The sequence below is a fragment of the Micromonospora sp. CA-259024 genome (assembly GCF_050936255.1).
Lineage (GTDB): Bacteria > Actinomycetota > Actinomycetes > Mycobacteriales > Micromonosporaceae > Micromonospora.
In genome coordinates, this window is record NZ_JBNJND010000002.1 from 1,296,810 (window position 1) to 1,313,325 (window position 16,516).

General features: G+C 69.7%; 18 protein-coding genes and 1 tRNA gene. 10 read left to right on the top strand and 9 right to left on the bottom strand.

Annotation, left to right across the window (positions count from 1 at the left end; translation table 11 throughout):
- Positions 1 to 7 precede the first annotated feature (7 nt).
- Entirely contained in the window at positions 8 to 1,537 is a 1,530-nt protein-coding gene (locus tag ACQEUX_RS25435; RefSeq protein ID WP_433053198.1) for an FAD-dependent oxidoreductase, read from the top strand.
- 289 nt (positions 1,538 to 1,826) lie between these two features.
- Complete coding sequence (locus ACQEUX_RS25440; protein WP_433053201.1) at positions 1,827 to 2,270, top strand: HNH endonuclease; 444 nt, start codon at positions 1,827 to 1,829, stop codon at positions 2,268 to 2,270.
- Positions 2,271 to 2,338: 68 nt separating this feature from the next.
- Here ACQEUX_RS25440 and ACQEUX_RS25445 read toward each other — a convergent pair whose 3' ends face one another.
- Both ACQEUX_RS25445 and ACQEUX_RS25450 read right to left on the bottom strand, forming a co-directional pair.
- On the bottom strand, positions 2,339 to 3,841 hold the full coding sequence (locus ACQEUX_RS25445) for a serine/threonine-protein kinase (protein WP_433053204.1): 1,503 nt from the start codon (positions 3,839 to 3,841) through the stop codon (positions 2,339 to 2,341).
- An 87-nt stretch (positions 3,842 to 3,928) separates the two neighbouring features.
- The gene (locus ACQEUX_RS25450; protein WP_433053207.1) at positions 3,929 to 4,696 is read right to left on the bottom strand and encodes an enoyl-CoA hydratase/isomerase family protein; all 768 of its coding nucleotides are present in this window, start codon (positions 4,694 to 4,696) and stop codon (positions 3,929 to 3,931) included.
- Positions 4,697 to 4,890: 194 nt separating this feature from the next.
- On the opposite strand from ACQEUX_RS25450, the gene ACQEUX_RS25455 reads away from it, so the two are divergent.
- On the top strand, positions 4,891 to 5,394 hold the full coding sequence (locus tag ACQEUX_RS25455; RefSeq protein ID WP_433053211.1) for a hypothetical protein: 504 nt from the start codon (positions 4,891 to 4,893) through the stop codon (positions 5,392 to 5,394).
- On the opposite strand, the gene ACQEUX_RS25460 is transcribed toward ACQEUX_RS25455, so the two are convergent.
- Genes ACQEUX_RS25460 through ACQEUX_RS25470 form a run of 3 tightly spaced genes read right to left on the bottom strand, consistent with a single transcriptional unit; the run spans position 5,382 to position 6,945 of the window.
- A complete protein-coding gene (locus ACQEUX_RS25460; RefSeq protein WP_433053214.1) occupies positions 5,382 to 6,035 on the bottom strand; it encodes a histidine phosphatase family protein in 654 nt (217 codons plus the stop codon). The two genes, ACQEUX_RS25455 and ACQEUX_RS25460, sit on opposite strands and share 13 nt — an antisense overlap.
- A 53-nt stretch (positions 6,036 to 6,088) precedes the next feature.
- Entirely contained in the window at positions 6,089 to 6,508 is a 420-nt protein-coding gene (locus ACQEUX_RS25465; RefSeq protein ID WP_433053217.1) for a VOC family protein, read from the bottom strand.
- A gap of 35 nt (positions 6,509 to 6,543) precedes the next feature.
- Complete coding sequence (locus ACQEUX_RS25470) at positions 6,544 to 6,945, bottom strand: helix-turn-helix domain-containing protein (protein ID WP_433053220.1); 402 nt, start codon at positions 6,943 to 6,945, stop codon at positions 6,544 to 6,546.
- 232 nt (positions 6,946 to 7,177) lie between these two features.
- Between ACQEUX_RS25470 and ACQEUX_RS25475 the strand changes: the two genes are divergently transcribed.
- Both ACQEUX_RS25475 and ACQEUX_RS25480 read left to right on the top strand, forming a co-directional pair.
- A complete protein-coding gene (locus ACQEUX_RS25475) occupies positions 7,178 to 8,380 on the top strand; it encodes an acyltransferase family protein (protein ID WP_433053223.1) in 1,203 nt (400 codons plus the stop codon).
- Between the two features lie 207 nt (positions 8,381 to 8,587).
- Entirely contained in the window at positions 8,588 to 9,850 is a 1,263-nt protein-coding gene (locus ACQEUX_RS25480; protein ID WP_433053226.1) for a hypothetical protein, read from the top strand.
- A gap of 328 nt (positions 9,851 to 10,178) precedes the next feature.
- Here ACQEUX_RS25480 and ACQEUX_RS25485 read toward each other — a convergent pair whose 3' ends face one another.
- The gene (locus tag ACQEUX_RS25485; RefSeq protein ID WP_433053229.1) at positions 10,179 to 10,712 is read right to left on the bottom strand and encodes an N-acetyltransferase family protein; all 534 of its coding nucleotides are present in this window, start codon (positions 10,710 to 10,712) and stop codon (positions 10,179 to 10,181) included.
- A 230-nt stretch (positions 10,713 to 10,942) separates the two neighbouring features.
- Between ACQEUX_RS25485 and ACQEUX_RS25490 the strand changes: the two genes are divergently transcribed.
- Together ACQEUX_RS25490 and ACQEUX_RS25495 are read left to right on the top strand one after the other, a co-directional pair.
- Positions 10,943 to 11,308, top strand: coding sequence for a hypothetical protein (locus tag ACQEUX_RS25490; RefSeq protein ID WP_433053232.1), 366 nt, complete (start codon positions 10,943 to 10,945; stop codon positions 11,306 to 11,308).
- Complete coding sequence (locus ACQEUX_RS25495) at positions 11,263 to 11,655, top strand: GNAT family N-acetyltransferase (protein ID WP_433053235.1); 393 nt, start codon at positions 11,263 to 11,265, stop codon at positions 11,653 to 11,655. The genes ACQEUX_RS25490 and ACQEUX_RS25495 overlap by 46 nt, the downstream gene beginning before the upstream one ends.
- 1,324 nt (positions 11,656 to 12,979) lie before the next feature.
- On the opposite strand, the gene ACQEUX_RS25500 is transcribed toward ACQEUX_RS25495, so the two are convergent.
- Both ACQEUX_RS25500 and ACQEUX_RS25505 read right to left on the bottom strand, forming a co-directional pair.
- Positions 12,980 to 13,483, bottom strand: coding sequence for a DUF6188 family protein (locus ACQEUX_RS25500; RefSeq protein WP_433053238.1), 504 nt, complete (start codon positions 13,481 to 13,483; stop codon positions 12,980 to 12,982).
- A 137-nt stretch (positions 13,484 to 13,620) separates the two neighbouring features.
- Positions 13,621 to 14,166, bottom strand: coding sequence for an HAD domain-containing protein (locus tag ACQEUX_RS25505; RefSeq protein ID WP_433057125.1), 546 nt, complete (start codon positions 14,164 to 14,166; stop codon positions 13,621 to 13,623).
- A 93-nt stretch (positions 14,167 to 14,259) separates the two neighbouring features.
- Here ACQEUX_RS25505 and ACQEUX_RS25510 point away from each other — a divergent pair, with 93 nt between their 5' ends.
- A complete protein-coding gene (locus ACQEUX_RS25510; RefSeq protein WP_433053241.1) occupies positions 14,260 to 14,640 on the top strand; it encodes a tyrosine-type recombinase/integrase in 381 nt (126 codons plus the stop codon).
- Positions 14,625 to 14,780 carry a hypothetical protein gene (locus ACQEUX_RS25515; protein WP_433053244.1) on the top strand — a complete coding sequence of 52 codons (156 nt, stop codon included), beginning with the start codon at positions 14,625 to 14,627 and terminating at the stop codon, positions 14,778 to 14,780. Before ACQEUX_RS25510 ends, ACQEUX_RS25515 begins: the two co-directional genes overlap by 16 nt.
- 73 nt (positions 14,781 to 14,853) lie before the next feature.
- On the opposite strand, the gene ACQEUX_RS25520 is transcribed toward ACQEUX_RS25515, so the two are convergent.
- Positions 14,854 to 14,930, bottom strand: a tRNA-Thr gene (locus ACQEUX_RS25520).
- Between the two features lie 340 nt (positions 14,931 to 15,270).
- On the opposite strand from ACQEUX_RS25520, the gene ACQEUX_RS25525 reads away from it, so the two are divergent.
- Complete coding sequence (locus tag ACQEUX_RS25525) at positions 15,271 to 16,362, top strand: ABC transporter ATP-binding protein (protein ID WP_433053247.1); 1,092 nt, start codon at positions 15,271 to 15,273, stop codon at positions 16,360 to 16,362.
- Positions 16,363 to 16,516: the final 154 nt, after the last annotated feature.

Here is a 16,516-nt window from a genome sequence, read left to right on the forward strand (position 1 = left end):
GGGCGCCATGGCGCTGTCGCAAGTGGTGGGCCGCCTCATCGGCGTACGCCAGCACCAGGTGGACCCGGGCGGCGGCGGTGCCGACCGCGTGCCGCGACCGGTCACGGCGGTGGTGGTCGGTGGCGGTATCGCCGGCATGTCGGCGGCGGTGGTGCTGGCCGAGCGGGGTGTGGCGGTGACGGTGCTGGAGGGAGCACCCACCCTCGGCGGTCGGCTGGGCGCCTGGCCGGAGGCGCTCGCCGACGGCAGCCAGCGGAACGAGCACGGCTTCCACGCGTTCTTCCGGCAGTACTACAACTGGCGATCCATCCTTGGCCGGATCGACCCCGACCTGCGCTTCCTCAAACCCGTAGCGGGCTACCCGATCCTCAGCGAGCGGTGGCCGACCGAGGAGTTCGGCAGGCTACCGCCCGCGCCACCGGCGAACCTGCTCGCGCTGCTGCTGCGCAGCCCCAGCCTGCGCCTGGCCGACCTGCGGCTGATGGACCGGGACGCCGCGCTGCCGCTGCTCAGCTACGACCCGGTACGCACCTACGCCGACCTGGACGACACCACCGCCGACCAACTGCTGGCCTCGCTGCGGCTGCCGGATCGGGCCCGGGCGATGCTGTTCGAGGTCTTCTCCCACTCGTTCTTCAACCACGAGGCGGAGATGTCGGCCGCCGAGTTGGTCGCCCAGTTCCACTTCTATCTGCTCGGCAACCCGGAGGGGCTGGCGTTCGACTGCCCCGACGAGGACTACGCCACGGCGATCTGGGAGCCGCTGGCCCGGCACGTGGAGAAACACGGCGGCCGGGTGCTCACCAACTCGGCCGCGACCGGGGTGCACCGTGACGCCGACAGCTGGCGGGTGACGACCACCGGCGGCGGCAGCCACCCAGCGGACCACGTGGTGCTGGCCACCGACCCACCGGCGCTCGCCGCGCTGGTCGCGGCCTCCCCCGACCTGGCCGAGCAGGCACCGGAGCTGGCCGCGCGGATGCCCACCTTCGGCACTCCCGGCCCGCCGTACGCGGTCGCGCGGTACTGGTGTGACGGGGATGTGGCCACCGAGCGGGCGGTGTTCAACGGTGTGTCCCGGCAGCCCACACTGGACTCGGTGACGCTCTACCACCGGCTGGAGAACGAGCCCCGGCGCTGGGCGCGGCAGACCGGCGGATCCGTCATCGAGCTGCACGCGTACGCCTGCGAACCCGGCGTGCCGGCCGAGGAACTGGCCGAACGAATGCGCCGCGAGCTGGTTGCGCTCTGGCCGGAGGCCGGCGACCTGCGGGTCCGTGAGCTGCGGGCCCGGGTGGAGGCGCAGGCGCCGGCGTTCACGCCGGGCAGCCACGCCTGGCGACCCGGGGTACGCACCGAAGCGACCGGCCTCTACCTGGCCGGCGACGGCATCGCCACCGACTTCCCGAGCGCGTTGATGGAACGCTCCGCGGCGACCGGAATCATCGCCGCGAACCACATCCTGCGCGCCGAGGGCGGCGCGGCCGAGCGGGTGCGCTCGGTCCGCCCGCGCGGGCTGCTGGCCGGGCGGCGCTGACCGCGCATCCCGTCGCCCGGGCCGAGCGATCGAAATGCGTTGCCCGCCTGCCCCACCCCGCCCTACCGTGATCGCGCAAGGTCAACCACCACCGCGGGAGCAGCCCATGACGATGTCGCACGTCACCACCGTGCCGTCGATGCTGCCCAGCGACGGTTGCCGAGCGGAAGGTCCCCGGGCGGGTCGGCCCGACTGACGCGTACACGTACGCGCTGAGCCGCCCCGTCCGACAGCCGGACCGGGCGGCTCTTCGCTGTCCGGAGCAGTCCGCCCTTGAAAGGAGATCCCGGTGGACGCCGTCCTCGTCATCAACGCCGACCTCGGCCCGCTGCACCGGGTCACCGTTGAACACGCCGTCCGGATGCTCTGCCGTCGCGTGGCAGAGATCCACGAGGCCGAGCCGGACCGGGTGATCGGGGTCTTCCCGATGCCCCGGGTGGTGCGGCTGGTCCGCTACGTGGTCACCCGGTGGAGGTTCAACTCCGGACCGGCCTGGTCCCGCGCCGGAGTGCTGCGCCGCGACGACCGGTGCTGCGCGTACTGCGGTGGCCCGGCGTCCACCATCGACCACATCCTGCCCCGCTCGCGCGGCGGCCGGAACACCTGGCGGAACACCACCGCCGCCTGCTACGGCTGCAACCAGCGCAAGGGCGACCGGACGCCGGCGGAGGCGGGTATGCCGCTGCGCCGGGAGCCGGTGAACCCGGGCTGGGGTGCGCTGGCCGGGCGGTGACGGACCGGCCGGCGGGAACGGGGGGCCGTGTCGAGGTTCGCCCCGACACGGCACCCGCCGGCCCCTGGTCAGGCGGCACGTTCCTTGACCTGCGGTCTCGGACGGCCGTTGGGGCAGTGCACCCGGATCTCGCTGCGGTGCTCGGTGGAGGTCAGCTCGACCTGGATCCGCGTCGCGGGACCGGGGTCGTACTCCTCTGCCCGGAAGCCGGGCGCGGGAGTCACCGCGAGCACCTCGGCGGACCTCCCGACGCAGCGGACAGTGATCGTTCCGCCACGCGCGTCCACCGGCACGCCGGAGGGAGCGATGGGCGTGGTCGGGGTCGGTCCTGGAGTGTTGGTGGTCGGGCTCGGGGCAGGCGTCCCACCCGGGCTGGTCCGAGTGCTGGGCGAGGCGCTTCGCACCGACGGGGCGACAGACGGTCGGGGGTCGGCCGTGGTGACCGGCTCGGCTGCGCGTGGCAGCCCGACGGTGGTCGTGTCGTCCGGCCCGACACCGGTCGGTGACGCACTCTGTCCCTGCCGACGATTGTTCGAGTCGCCGAGCGACCCGGCCATCGCCACCGCGGCGATCATCGCGCCGCCGACCGCCAGCAGGGCCCGTCGTCGACGCCAGGCCCCTCGGCGGGAGGTGCCGGCGCCGCTCACCGGCACTGCCGGGTCGGCGGTTGCGGTGTCGGTCGGCTCGACCCCGACTGCCGCTGGTCCGGCTGCGACGACAGCCGCTTCGTCCGTGGCGGGGACTCCGCCGACGGCGATCGCCGCGCTGGAGGCGGCGAGCAGGATGCGGGCCGCCTCGGCGGCCGGCGGCCGGTCGGCGGGGTCGCGGGCCAGACACCAGTGGTAGAGCCGGTGCACCTCGGACGGTACGCCGTCGATCTGGGGCAGCGGTTCCGGCTCGACGTGCACGTGTGCGTCGAGCATCCCGGTCTGCGTCTCGGCATGCCCGGGCAGCCGGCCGGTGAGCACCCGGTGCAGAAGCAGGCCGAGGGCGTACACGTCGCAGGCCGGCAGCACCTCGCCGGCCTCCAGTCGTTCCGGGGCCAGGTAGGCCGGCGTGCCCAGCAGCCGCCCCTCGAAGTCGATCTCCGGCCCACCGGCGACCGCCGCGATGCCGAAGTCGAGCACCTTGGCGCCGGTGGGCGTGAGCATCACGTTGCCCGGCTTGATGTCCCGGTGCACCAGACCCTGGGCGTGCGCGGCGGCGAGCGCGGAGGCCACCTCGGCGCAGACCCGCAGACCGGCGCGGGACGGCAACGGCCCGGCCACCAGCCGTTGCTCAAGGTTGTGGCCGCCGAGCAACTCCATCACCACGAACGGGACCCGCGCGCCGTTGAATGACGACTCGCCGTAGTCGTAGACGCTGGTGACGTGCGGGTGCGACAACCGGGCCGCCGTCTTGGCCTCGGCCCGGATCCGCTGCCGCGCGTTGTCGTCCGAGGCGACGAGCACCTTCACCGCCACGTCCCGTTCGAGCACTTCGTCGTACGCCCGGTTCACCGCCGACATGCCGCCACTACCGAGGCGCTCCAGGAGCCGGTAGCGGCCCGCAAGCAACTGATCACGCTGCACATGGACAGCCTGCCGTACCGACCCGGTGGCGGACCACCCGGGATCGAGGTGTTGCGATGGGCGCTGACCGTGCAGGTCCGCCTGCGGTCAGCTGCGGGTCGGTGGCTGCCACGCGAAGCGGGGCGGCCGGCGCTCGGTGATCGCGGCGACCCCCTCGCGGGCCTCGCCCGTGGTCGCCACCTTCCGGTGCCACCACGCGATCCGGGCGGGCCCGGCCCGGTCGTCGACGATCTCCTTGGCGGCGGCGACGCTCAGCGGCGACCGCTGAGCGATCATCGCCGTGAGGTCGTCCACCCGGGCGGCGAGCTGGTCGCCCGGCAGCACCTCGTCGACCAGACCAATTCGCAGGGCGCGCTCGGCGTCGACCAGCTCGGCGGTGAACAGCAGATGCTTGGCGGCGGACGGGCCGACCAGCCGGGCCAGCCGGCGGGTCGTCGGCGCCGGATAGACCAGGCCGAGCCGGGCCGGCGGGACGCCGAACCGGGCATTGTCCGCGGCGATCCGCAGGTCACAGGCGACCGCGAGCTGAGCGCCACCCCCCACGCACGCGCCCCGGATCACCGCGAGAGTCGGCTTGGCGAAGCGGGCGAGGCGTTCCTCGGCGGCCACCGCGATGCTGGCGTCACCGGCGTCCAGCAGTTCCGCCAGGTCGCCGAGGTCGGCACCCGCGCAGAAGGCGTCACCCGCGCCGGTGAGCACCAGCGCCCGTACGTCGGGGTCGGGTTCCAGCCGGTCGAGCAGCTCGGGGAGCTGACGCCACATGGCGGCGGTCATCGCGTTGCGCCGGGCCGGGTTGTGGATCACCACGGTCGCGACCGGTCCGGTCACCTCGACGGTCAACTCCGCGTCCGACACGTCCGCCCCTTCCCGCGCGAACCGTCCGGCGCCGCCGATCTGGCCCGCCGGCTTCGCGCGCCGTGTGGCGACCATAACGGCGCGAGTCGGGCGACCACCATTGCGGGGGCGTGCAGCGGAACCGGTGGCCGGGGCCGTTGCGTCCGACGGACATGAGACCCGCATCGACGACCACCGTCATGATCGCGCTCCTGATGGCTCTTCTGACCGGCTGCACCGGCGCCGACCGAGCCCCCACCCCCGACCAGCCCCCGGTCACCACCACGCCCGGTCCGACCGGCACGGCCACCGGCATCCCGCAACCGACCACCGCCCCCACCGTCGGCCCCGAGACCAGCGGCGTGGCCGCCCGAGTGGCGTTGCGAAGCTCCGGCGGCTTCGCCGGGCGCGGTGACGCCGTGACCGTCGAGCCGGACGGTCAGTGGACCGCGGTGGACCAGGCCGGTGGCCGTCGTAGCGGCCGGCTCACCCCTGCCGACCTCGGCCGACTGACGGGACTGGCCGCCGACCCCCGGCTGGCCGCCGAGGCGCGGCGACCGACCAGCCCGACCAGCTGTGCGGACGCGTTCCACTATCGGCTCACCGTGGGCAGCATCGAGACCGGGTACGTCGACTGCCCCGCCGACGAGCCCCCTCCGCCGGCCACGCAAGCGCTGGTCAAGCTGCTGCTGCGGACCACCGCCACTCACACCAGGTAGTCCGGAGGCAGGCCGGTGCCACGCAGCTCCGGTGGCAGGTGGGCCACGTCGTTGACGGCGACCAGGCTCGGCGGACCGGCCGGGCTGTATCGGATGACGGTCAGCCCCGCGTTGTGCAGGTTCAAGCCCAGCCACCGCCGCTCCGGCGCGTCGAGGGCGTGCCGCACCAGCCAGGCGATCAGGAACGTGTGCGTCACGATCAGCTCACGGACCGGCTCGGCACCGGACGCCGCCTCGCTGACCGGGCCGGCGAACCGCCCTACCGCGTCCGCCGTCACCCGAGGCCCGTCGACCCGCTCGGCCGCCGAAAACCGGGCCAGGAATTCGGCGTACGCGGGCGGCAGGCCAACCGGATCCGTGTCGTGCGGGAGGTGGTCGCCGGCCAGCTCCGTCGCGTACACCGGAACCCCGGGCAGTGACTGCGCGACAATCTCGGCGGTCTGCGCGGCCCGGCGCAGCGGCCCGTGGTGGACGGCCGTGAACGGGCGGCCTCGCAGTCGCTCGCCGAGCAGGGTGGCCTGCCGCCGGCCGCGCTCCGACAGGCCGGAATCCGGTTCCCCCGCCTCGGTCAGCTCCGGGTCCCCGAGCACGGTCAGGTCCTGCTCGGCGTGTCGGGCCAGGTACAGCAGACGGGTCACCATGTCCCACACCTCAGCACACCGGAAGGGCGGGGGCCGCACACCCCCGGCCCTCCCTACGACCGAGGGAACATCTGGCCGATGCGGATCCGGTTACCGAACGGGTCCCGGATGCCGAAGTCGATCCCGTACGGGCGCTCCGTCGGCTCGTCGGTGATCTCGACGCCCTTCGCCACGAGATCCTCGTGCGTCTTGCGGGCGTCGTCGGTGGTGATGAAGAGGTACCCACCGAGGGCGCCCTTGGTGAGCAACTCCCGGACCTGCTCGGCGGTGGCCGGGTCCAGCGCCGGCGGGCCCGGCTTCTCCAGCAGGATCTCCCGCTCCGGGTCGCCGGGCAGGTTGACCGTCAACCAGCGCATGAAACCGAGGTCCTGGTCGGTGTTGACCTCCATGCCGAGCTTGTTGACGTAGAAGTCAAGCGCGGCGTCCTGGTCGAGGACGTAGATCTGGGAGCGGCTGATCGCGTTCATCGTCATGCCCATGACGCTAGAGGGCGACCGTGACCTGCTGCTTATCCAAAACTGCTGGGTCGGGTCCAGGCTTTGGTGAAGCACGACGGCACGTTGGCCGGCGCGACGCGATGACGCCGGAAATCCGAGGGTGGCTCACCGACGATCTGCCGGAACGTCCGGCTGAACGTCCCCAGGCTGCTGAAGCCGACGGCGTAGCAGATGTCCGTGACGTCCCGGTCGGTCTCCACCAGCAGCGCCATCGCCCGCTCCACCCGGCGGCGTTGCAGGTACCGGTGCGGGGTCTCACCGAACGTGGCCCGGAAGGTACGGATGAAGTGCGCCTCGGAGACGTGCGCGATCCGGGCCAGCGCGGGGATGTCCAAAGGCTCCGCGTACGCCCGGTCCATCGCGTCCCGGGCACGCAGCATCGCCCGGTTCGACTCCTCCACCGCGCGACTCATCGACCCCCGCTTCGCTCCGCTCGTTGCCAGGCCCAGGCTACCGTCGACCCCCGCCAAACCCGGGACGCGTCGTCCGCTCCCCCGGCGGCTCGAGCGGGATCGACGTACCGCGCTCCGAGGCGGGCGGTTGCCGCCCGGCCCGTCTGCCGCGATGGCGGGAGACCTGGCATCATGCCTGGAGCGCCAGCCGACCCCCGGTCAGGCCGATGCCCCCCGAAGGTGCCACATCACAATGAGTTCTCCCAAGGAACGCATGCCCCGGGTTGAATCACTGACCGGGCTGCGCTGGTTCGCCGCGTTCGCCGTATTCCTGTTCCACGCCAACCAGATCATTAAGCTGCCGACGGTTCATGACATCAGGCTCGGCGACTTCTTCCGATTCGGTGACGCCGGGGTCACGTTCTTCTACGTCCTCTCGGGCTTCGTACTGACCTGGTCGTTCTCCCCCGCGGTGAGCACCGGGACGTTCTACTGGCGCCGGTTCGCCCGGGTCTGGCCCGCGCTCGCGGTCAGCACCCTTATCGCCTGGGTGAGCTTCGACCAGGTCTGGCACGACTCCTGGAAGCGCACCCTGTTGAGCCTGTCGCTGCTTGAGTCGTGGTTCCCACCGGCGGACCATTTCGTCGCCAATCCAACGGCTTGGTCGGTCTCCTGCGAGGCCTTCTTCTACCTGCTCTTCCCATTCATCATCCGGCCGCTGCTGCGGCTGCGGCTGCCGGCGCTCGCGATCATCGCCGCAGCCGGCCTGGCCATCGAGTGGGCCTACTGGTTCATCGTTCAGGATTTCATCGACCCGAAGCAGTACTGGATCCAGCTCTCCTGGTTCCTCCGCTTCCCACCGGTCCGATTCATCGAGTTCCTGCTGGGAATGATCACCGCCGCCGCGCTTCTACGCGGATGGCGGCCGAGAGTCAACCTGTGGTTCGCCCTGTCAACGGTGCCGGCATCGGTGCTGTTGCTGTGGTGGGGCGCACGACAGGGCTGGTGGGGTCCGCACTGGTCGCAGCAGGGCCTGGTGCCCGCCTGCGTACTGGTGGTGCTCGCGGCAGCGATTCGTGACGTCTCCGGGAAGCCCTCGTTCTTCCGGAGCAAGCCACTGGTCGCCCTCGGCGCCTGGTCCTACGCCTTCTACCTGGTCCACCTGTCGGTCATCTACTGGCTGATGGGCACCGTGCAGCCCACCCCTGCGAGCTGGGCGAATCTCAAGGTTCTCCTGGTCTGGACGGTGCTGGGCATCGCCCTGGCGTGGGCCTGCTACCGGTGGGTCGAACACCCGGTGGAGAGGTTCCTGCGGGGCCTCTACCCGCGCCGCGTCCCGCCCGCGCCGCAGGCACCACTGGAGGCGACCGCGGTGCCTCGGCCTCGTACCGATGCCGTCCTGACCGGGCACGGTGTCCTGAGCCAGGAAACCGGCGCCGGCACCCATCGGGCATGAGGAGGTGCCGTCAGGCGTACGAGGGTCGGCCCGGCTCCAGCGATTCGGAACCCAGAGCTGTGCCCGAGGATCACGACACCCCAAACCCCAGCAGGACAAGGGATTGCGTAACGGGCTTCGCTCGGCCGACGCCCAAGATGTGGCGGGCACAGACGCCCGTTCCGGTCGAGCGGCATGTTGGCCGGTCCCAGCGGCAGACAGGATCCCATGTCTTCCACGTCCCATCCACGTCGTCGTCTCGTCCAGGTGCTCAGCCTGGGCCTACTCGTGCCACTGGTGACCGCGGTGTTGCCGGCATCGCCGGTCGTCGCAGCACCCAGCCGGGCTGACCTGGTGGTCACCGCCACCCCCATCGCCCCCCGCGACCGGGTCGTCGACGTCGGCGGTGGTGTCACCGTCGAGGTCGAGGTCCGCAACATCGGCAAGAATCGGGTCGAGGACGTCACCCTGACGTACGGCCTGCCGGCCGGCGCCTACTTCACCGACGGCAACTGGCCGCCAGAGGGCTGGGAGTGTGACCTCAGCACCGGCACCTGCAGCTACGGGACGCTCGCCGCGGGGGCAAGCGCCCCAAGGCTGCGGTTCGACTTCGCATTCCCGCCCGCCCCGGCCGGCACGACGACAACGGTGACCGCGATGGCCGCGACGACTAGCAGCGAAGTTTCCACGGCCAACAACGTGGGCGAGGCCGCGATCACGTACGTCCGGGGGGTGACAGACCTGGAGGTGACCTCGGTTCGGACCAATCCCGCTGAGGCAATCGTCGGCGACACGGTGGACATTTCCGTGCAGGTGGGCAACGCCGGCAACATGGCCGCACGCGACGTCCACGTCTCGGTGCCGCTGCCGGACGGCCTCGCTCACGGCGGCGAGCCGTACAGCTACCCCTGGAGCTGCACGTTCGGTACCGATCCCGTCTCCGGCCGGCCGGCCTGGGACTGCTTACACAACTACATCGTGGCCGGGTACACCCCTGACCCGCTTCACCTGACCGCCACCGTCACCAGCGCCGCGCCGGGTGACATCGCGACCGTGACCGCTACGGCGACAACCACGTCGCTGGAAGACGACATCTCCGACAACACTGCCCAGGCCACCCTCGCGATCGTTGAGCCGACGACGGTGCACGGCACCGTCTGGCTGGACACGGACCGGGACGGGGTGTGGGACGCCGAGGAGCTGGGAGTGACGAACAGCGGCCTTCAGGTCTCGGTGTACTCCGACTCAACGGGTCACAACCGCGTATCGGCGTCGGTGGGTGGGGACGGTACGTTCACCGCGCAGATCCGGCCCGGTGGTGTCGTGGCGGACTTCTACATTCGGAAGCCGTACTGCTTCACGCCCACCGCCGACGCCCCCCTGGCCGGTTACGACAACAGTTCCCTCTACTCCAGTGAGGCCTGGACCAACCCGGTCACCGCGACCGCCGGCGGCGAGGCTGTCGTCAACGCGGCCGTGGTGACCTGCTGACCGACGACCGAGCACTCGAGCCGGGGGGGAATATCCCCCGGATCGAGTGGCGTTCGAGCCTTGAAGTCACGCCGCAGACCTTCGCGCTTTCGGCAGGTGGGCAACTGAGGCTCGCGGCAGTGCCGGTCGGCAAAAAGCCTGGTGGAATTGGAGCCCCCGGCCGGGATCCAACCGGCGACATCTCGCTTACAAGTTCTGCGCTCTCTGTGCAGCAGGGTCCATCCACGTCCGCGACCTCGGGCGGATGTCGGTGATGGGCCGCCGACGGCTGCCCTCGTCCCGGCCGGTTGCTGTCAGTGCTGCTGTCGACGCTGGTGCCGCACGCGACTTAGAAAGGCGACGGAGGCAGGCTGTCGGGCATCTCTTGCGTGAGCGACAACTCGTAGGACACTTCCGCGACCAGGGCACCGTCGATTTCCTCGACGCGGGAGCCCTCGGGGATGGGCGTCCATCCGAGCTTCCCGTAAAAGACCTGGGCACCATGGTTGTCGGCGAGTACCCACAGCAGGGCCCGATCGCATCCCCAGGAACGCAGCACCACGAGGCATTGCTCCATCAGCCGCCGCCCGACGCCCTGCCCCTGCGACTGCGGGTGTACATGGATGGCGAAGATCTCGCCCCGCTGACCGGCCTTCTGGAGGAAAGCAAATCCTTGTGGAGTGCCGCCGACGTCGGCCACCAGCAGGGTGTTCGGCTCGGGTGCCTGCGGCAGGTACTCATGCCACCAGGCCGTCAAGGATTCTGATGTCATGGCGTCCAACACCTCGTCGGGTAGCAACCCTCGGTAGGTAGCTTGCCGCGTCGCCAAGTGGATACGAGCGATCCCAACCATGTCCTGCTGCCCACCGATTCGAATGCGCATGAACGATCACGGTACCGGCGCGCGCGAGCAGCGCAGGACATGCAACCCCGGCACCTGAGCTTCCCACTGAACGTGAACCATCCGTAGGGGTAGCGGGCCGGGAAGCACATCCTCGCACCTACACTCGGCGCCGCTGGCCCATCTACCCAACGGCGACGCCCGTATCCGGCTCGCCACCCGGTTCACCATCGGTGTCGCCATCACATTGGGCTTCTGGCACTATCACGCCAATGACCAAAACTGATGTTTACTCCACCAACTCGGCCGGGATGTGGGCCAGTCTTGGCCAGCTGGTCCCTGGCCCCCAAGGCGTGCTCGCGGTGCGAACGTCGGGCAGTATCCGCTTCCTCGCCCTGCGCCAGTTGTCGGGAGCCAGTCTGACCGCACTAATCGCGGCGCCTGGCCTGACCGGACGTACCGTGATCGAGGATCCCTTCGGAGCACCCGACGTTGCCACGCCCGTCGACACCACCGTTCTGCGTATGCCGGTCATGATTCGCCCGCCCGCCCCTGTGACGCAGATGGACCCGGACGGCGTGTCAGTGGTTCCGTGCTCGACCTGCCAGGTCTGGAGCAGGCTGAACAGGTCATCGTGAACGGCTTTCCGCTGCGCCATCTTCAGCCCATTACCCCTGGGCAGGCGCTCCCGCCGCAGGTGCTCCAGTTGCCCGGATGGCGGGTGTGGCTGGCACGGCGGGACGGTGTGCCAGCGGCGGCGGGATATACCTACGATGGCGGCAACGCTGTTGGAATCTACTGGCTCGCGACGCTTCCCGAGTATCGCTCCGCCGGCCTCGGGCGGGCGGTCATGAACGCAATGCTGGCCGCGCACCCGGACCGCATCGCCACGCTCGTCGCAACCCCCGCCGGCCTGCCCCTGTATCAGCGACTCGGCTTCGAGCCAGTCTCAACGGCCGTCTGGTACCTGCGGACGATTAACTGAGCCCCGCGTTGCGGCCGGCTTCGCGCTAGTTGGCGCATTAGCCGGCGCAATAGCTAGCGCCCTCTTCTCCTGAACACGCCGCCCGCCATCCCGTGTGCCCTCGACCCGCCTTCCAGGGAGCAGGCCTCCGCCCGACCCGCCACGTCAAGCGGACCTTGACGCACGTTCGGACGCTGGCGGGTCGGGCGGTGGTCTGCTCGGCTTGCCCGGGTCGAGGGCAGGCGGGATGGCTTACCGCAACCACCCACGGACCGTGACCGGCCGACGGTCCCCGGCCATCCTGGAGCCGGAGCGCCCCCGCCGGAGGCGCAGTAGCCGTAACCCATGACCGCCGCCAGCACGCCGACGCGGCCGGCGTCCGCTCCCTTGAGCCGCGCGGGTTCTGGCCGCGCGGCTCGGCCGACTGCCGGCCCATCACCCCACCGGTCACCACCCTGTCGTTCTGCGGCGGCCCCTTGGGCTTCCCGCTTCCGCGCCAGCCGACGGGCGATGGCGTGGCTGGCCCCGACCGGCTAAGGGAGGGGTCAGACGCGCGCCCAGGCGGCGGCGCGTGCGGCCCGTCAAGGGCCGCCTTGAAGACGTACAGAAAGTTTGAACCACTTCGCCGGCAGTCGTTTGTCCGGTCTCGGGACCTGCGTGACAGATCGGTATCAGGACGTGCGTTACATTCTCGCACCGCAGGTCATGAGACTCCACATGCGGCAGCCGCCCTTGTAGGAGGGAGCGTCACACTGCCGAGGGGGGCGATATCGGCATCTTCTGCCAGTTGCGGAACACGAAGCGGTGTACCGATTTCAACCCGACCCATAGCGCCGGATACAGCGCGGCGCGGCCGAACCCGCGGACTGTCACCGTCGTGGTCCGGGTAACCTGCGTGCCTCGACCCGCGGGGGGCCAGCTCGAACAGATCCCCGAGATGGTCGACGAAGCGGTGGAAACCAAGATCCGTCGACTCCATATGGAACGCCAGCCGGGTCGGTGGCTCCCATACGGTGATCCGCTGCCGCACCACCCCCTGCTCCGAGACACACTGCCGGGCCGTGCCCACCTCGCCTGGGCCATCGGGCAACCGGCACGCGGTCGGCCGAGGCGTACCCAGGTAGAACACCGGGCACCGGGGCTGCAGATTGAGTCGTGAGTCGCAGAGTGCCGGCCACAACACATCAGGCGGGTAGGGCATCGTCCAGCGCGTACGCACGATCATGCCCAAAACGGTAATCCCCGCGTCAACGGTGGAAGATCGTCTAGTCGGACGTGTCACCCACGTCCCGAGACTGATCTGTCACGGACGTCCCGAGACCCGACATTTCGCCGGCAGTCCTTGTCAGGCTCCAGTTGATGCATGACGGATCGCTGTCACTTGATCCGTGACACGTCCGGCTGGACGATCTTGGTTGTGGATGTTAGCCGTTGAGGCGTGGCTTGGGTGGGGAGCCGGCTGCCAGTCGGTTTCTCCGCCGGGGCCGACGGTTATCGGGCCGACTCCCGTGCCCGTGAGGTGCCAGGACTCGAAGTGGTGGTTGGGGCCGACGTGCAACTCGGCGCCGTTGCCGAAGGTCAGGTGGAGGGCTCCCTTGTCGCGGATTTCGGCGCTGCTGATGGTCTGGCCGAACAGGTCCAGGACGGGCGCCAGGCTGGCACCGGTGCCGGGGTCGAGCTCGTGCCATTGCCCGTCCGGATGGCGGAGCAGGAACGGAGTTTCGATGCTCAGTTCGGCGTCGACTCGGTAGTCCTCGTCGGGGTTGAGCGTGGAGAGGCTAAGCCGGACCTGGTAATCGAAGGCTGTCCGGTCGACCCGGCAGCCGGTCAAGGGGGTGGGAACTCTCATCGGGCCTGTCGTGGTCAGGTGCCGGTTGGCGTGGTGCGGGGGGCTTTGGTGAGGAGTTGGTCGCCGTCGTGGACGCGGAAGGTGGTGTCGGCGTCTTCGATGGTGTCGGGCTCCAGTTGATGGGCGACAGATCGATGTCAGATGCTGGGTGACACTTCCAGCTTGACGATCTCCTGGTCGGACAAGGCCCGTGTGGCAAGCCATCGCTCGATGGCAGCAAAGTCGGAATCGGAAAGTCCAACTCGTGGGTCAACACGGCAGAGAAGTGCATGTCCGGGATGGTTGGCGGCTACCCATGCACGGTCAACGTCGCTGATCTCGTCGTCGACCCACACGTAGGGCCGTCCGGCCGCCCAGGCGACCAGGGCCTTGGTCTTCCAGTGCAGTCTCCGGGTCGGTTGCTCCTCGTCCTCCTCCGGCCAGCCGACGACTGGCAGTTCTGGTAAGCCGATTCGCGGTGCTACGTCCTCGTTCGCATCGGCCATCCAAGTGGTGGCCCAGACCAGCTCGCACCCGAGCATGCTGAGCCGCTGACCGTGCATCGGATTGAGCCTCGACAGGAGGGGGTTGGATAGCTCGTCCCATTGGCCGGTGGCTTCGGCCCTGGCTGCACGTCCTTCGGAGTGCTGCGGCGGCCTCCCGCCAATCGGGACAAGTGGTCCATCCACGTCGAGGAAGAGCAAGGGACGCTCAGCACCAGCGGTCACCGTCGCACGATAGCGATCCCGGCCTGCGGAGTGTCACCCATCAAGTGAAGCGACGGTGTAGCGGCGACCATGGGTCTGCGTCGAGGTGAGTTGGTCGGCCTTCGGTGGTCGGATCTCGACCTGGACGAGGGCACGCTACGGGTACAGCAGACCGTCCAGCGGGTTGCCGGGCAGCTCCACGTCCAGGACGCCAAGACCGAAGACTCGGAGGCGGTATTGCCGCTGCCCGAGGTCACCTGGCTCACCCTCCTCGAACACCAGGAACGGCAGCAAACAGAGCGAGCCGCCCTCGCCGAGGTGTGGGAGGGCCACGATCTCGTCTTTCCCTCGGAACGGGGCACTCCGATGGAGCCCACCAACCTCAGCCGCTCATTCGCCCGGCTCCGGGAAACCGCCGGTCTGCCGGTGTCCGCCTACACGACCTGCGGCACACCGTGGCCTCGCTGCTGATGGAGTTGGGTGTACCGCCGCACGTCGTTCAGGCCATCGCTCGGCACGCCGATGTGAAGATCACGCTCAAGGTCTACGCTCACGCCAACCTCGACGCGATGCGTCATGCTCTCGGCAAGCTCGACGGGAAGCTCTCGTGAGTGCCGTTGCTGTCAGCGTTGCTGTCAACCGGTCGACTCACGGCAGAGCCGGTCGGGAAAAGCCTGGTGGAATTGGAGCCCCCGGCCGGGATCGAACCGGCGACATCTCGCTTACAAGGCGAGTGCTCTGGCCAGCTGAGCTACAGGGGCGCGTGCGTCGAGGTCAGCATAGCGACTGACGTCCGGATATCCCGCTCGCGAGGCCTCCCGAGCACGGGAAACGTCAACAACCCGACGCCCAGCGGTTTGGCGACGCGTCGATTGGTGCACGAGCGTGCCCGACTGACCGGAATGCGTAGGCGATGGGCCACGTTCGGCGCTCCCCGCCTTGGCAGCGCGAGGAAAGCCGTTTACGGTGCAGTGACACGGATGACAACACGGTCGCCCCTGCGACCGGGTCGCCGTCCGCTGACCGGCACGGACACGTGCCGGTTGCTCCTTCACTCGGATCGTCCGGCACGTTCCTGCCGGTGAAAGGAAGCGCTTCACCATGGCTACGGTCACCTATTCCAAGGCGTCCCGGATCTACCCGGGCACCGAGCGTCCCGCCGTCAACGAGTTGGATCTCGAGATCGGCGACGGCGAGTTCCTCGTTCTGGTTGGCCCCTCCGGTTGCGGCAAGTCCACCAGCCTGCGGATGCTCGCCGGTCTGGAGGACGTCGACGCCGGCTCGATCTACATCGACCAGCGCGACGTCACCCACCTTCCCCCGAAGGCCCGCGACATCGCGATGGTCTTCCAGAACTACGCCCTCTACCCGCACATGACGGTGTACGAGAACATGGCGTTCGCCCTCAAGCTGCGCAAGACCTCCAAGTCGGAGATCGACCGGCGGGTCAAGGAAGCCGCCGGGCTGCTCCAGCTGGAGGAGTTCCTCGGCCGCAAGCCGAAGGCGCTCTCCGGTGGTCAGCGTCAGCGTGTCGCGATGGGCCGGGCGATCGTCCGCGAGCCGCAGGTCTTCCTCATGGACGAGCCGCTGTCGAACCTCGACGCCAAGCTGCGCGTGCAGACCCGTACCCAGATCGCGTCCCTGCAGGCCAAGCTGGGCGTCACCACGGTCTACGTCACGCACGACCAGGTCGAGGCCATGACCATGGGTCACCGCGTCGCGGTGCTGCTCGACGGTGTCCTGCAGCAGGTGGACACCCCGCGGGCGCTCTACGACACCCCGGCCAACGTGTTCGTCGCCGGCTTCATGGGCTCCCCCGCCATGAACATCAAGACCGTTCCGCTCAACGACAACGGTGCCGAGTTCGCCGAGCTGCACATCCCGCTGACCCGGGAGCAGGTCGAGGCGGCCCGGGCCGAGGGTGGCGACGGCAAGGTCACCGTGGGCTTCCGCCCGGAGGACTGCGACCTGGTCAGCCCGACCGAGGGCGGCATGCCGGTCGTGGTCGAGCTCGTCGAGGACCTCGGCTCGGACGCCAACGTCTACGGCCACGCCGCGCTTGGTGGCAACTCGGAGCGCTTCGTGGTCCGCACCGACCGGCGCACCATGCCGAACATGGGTGACACCGTGTTCGTCAAGCCGCGTACCGGCCGCAGCCACGTCTTCCACGCCGCCACCGGTAGCCGGATCTGACGTAACGCCGTACCGACAGGGGCGGTCCGCTTTGGCGGGCCGCCCCTGTCGTCGTACCAGCGGCACTTCTTCACCCTGTAGAGCCAGCGCCGATGTGGCTCTACAGGGTGATTCGGCGCTGCGGGTCGCGCTCGTACCGTCACGGCAGCCCGAC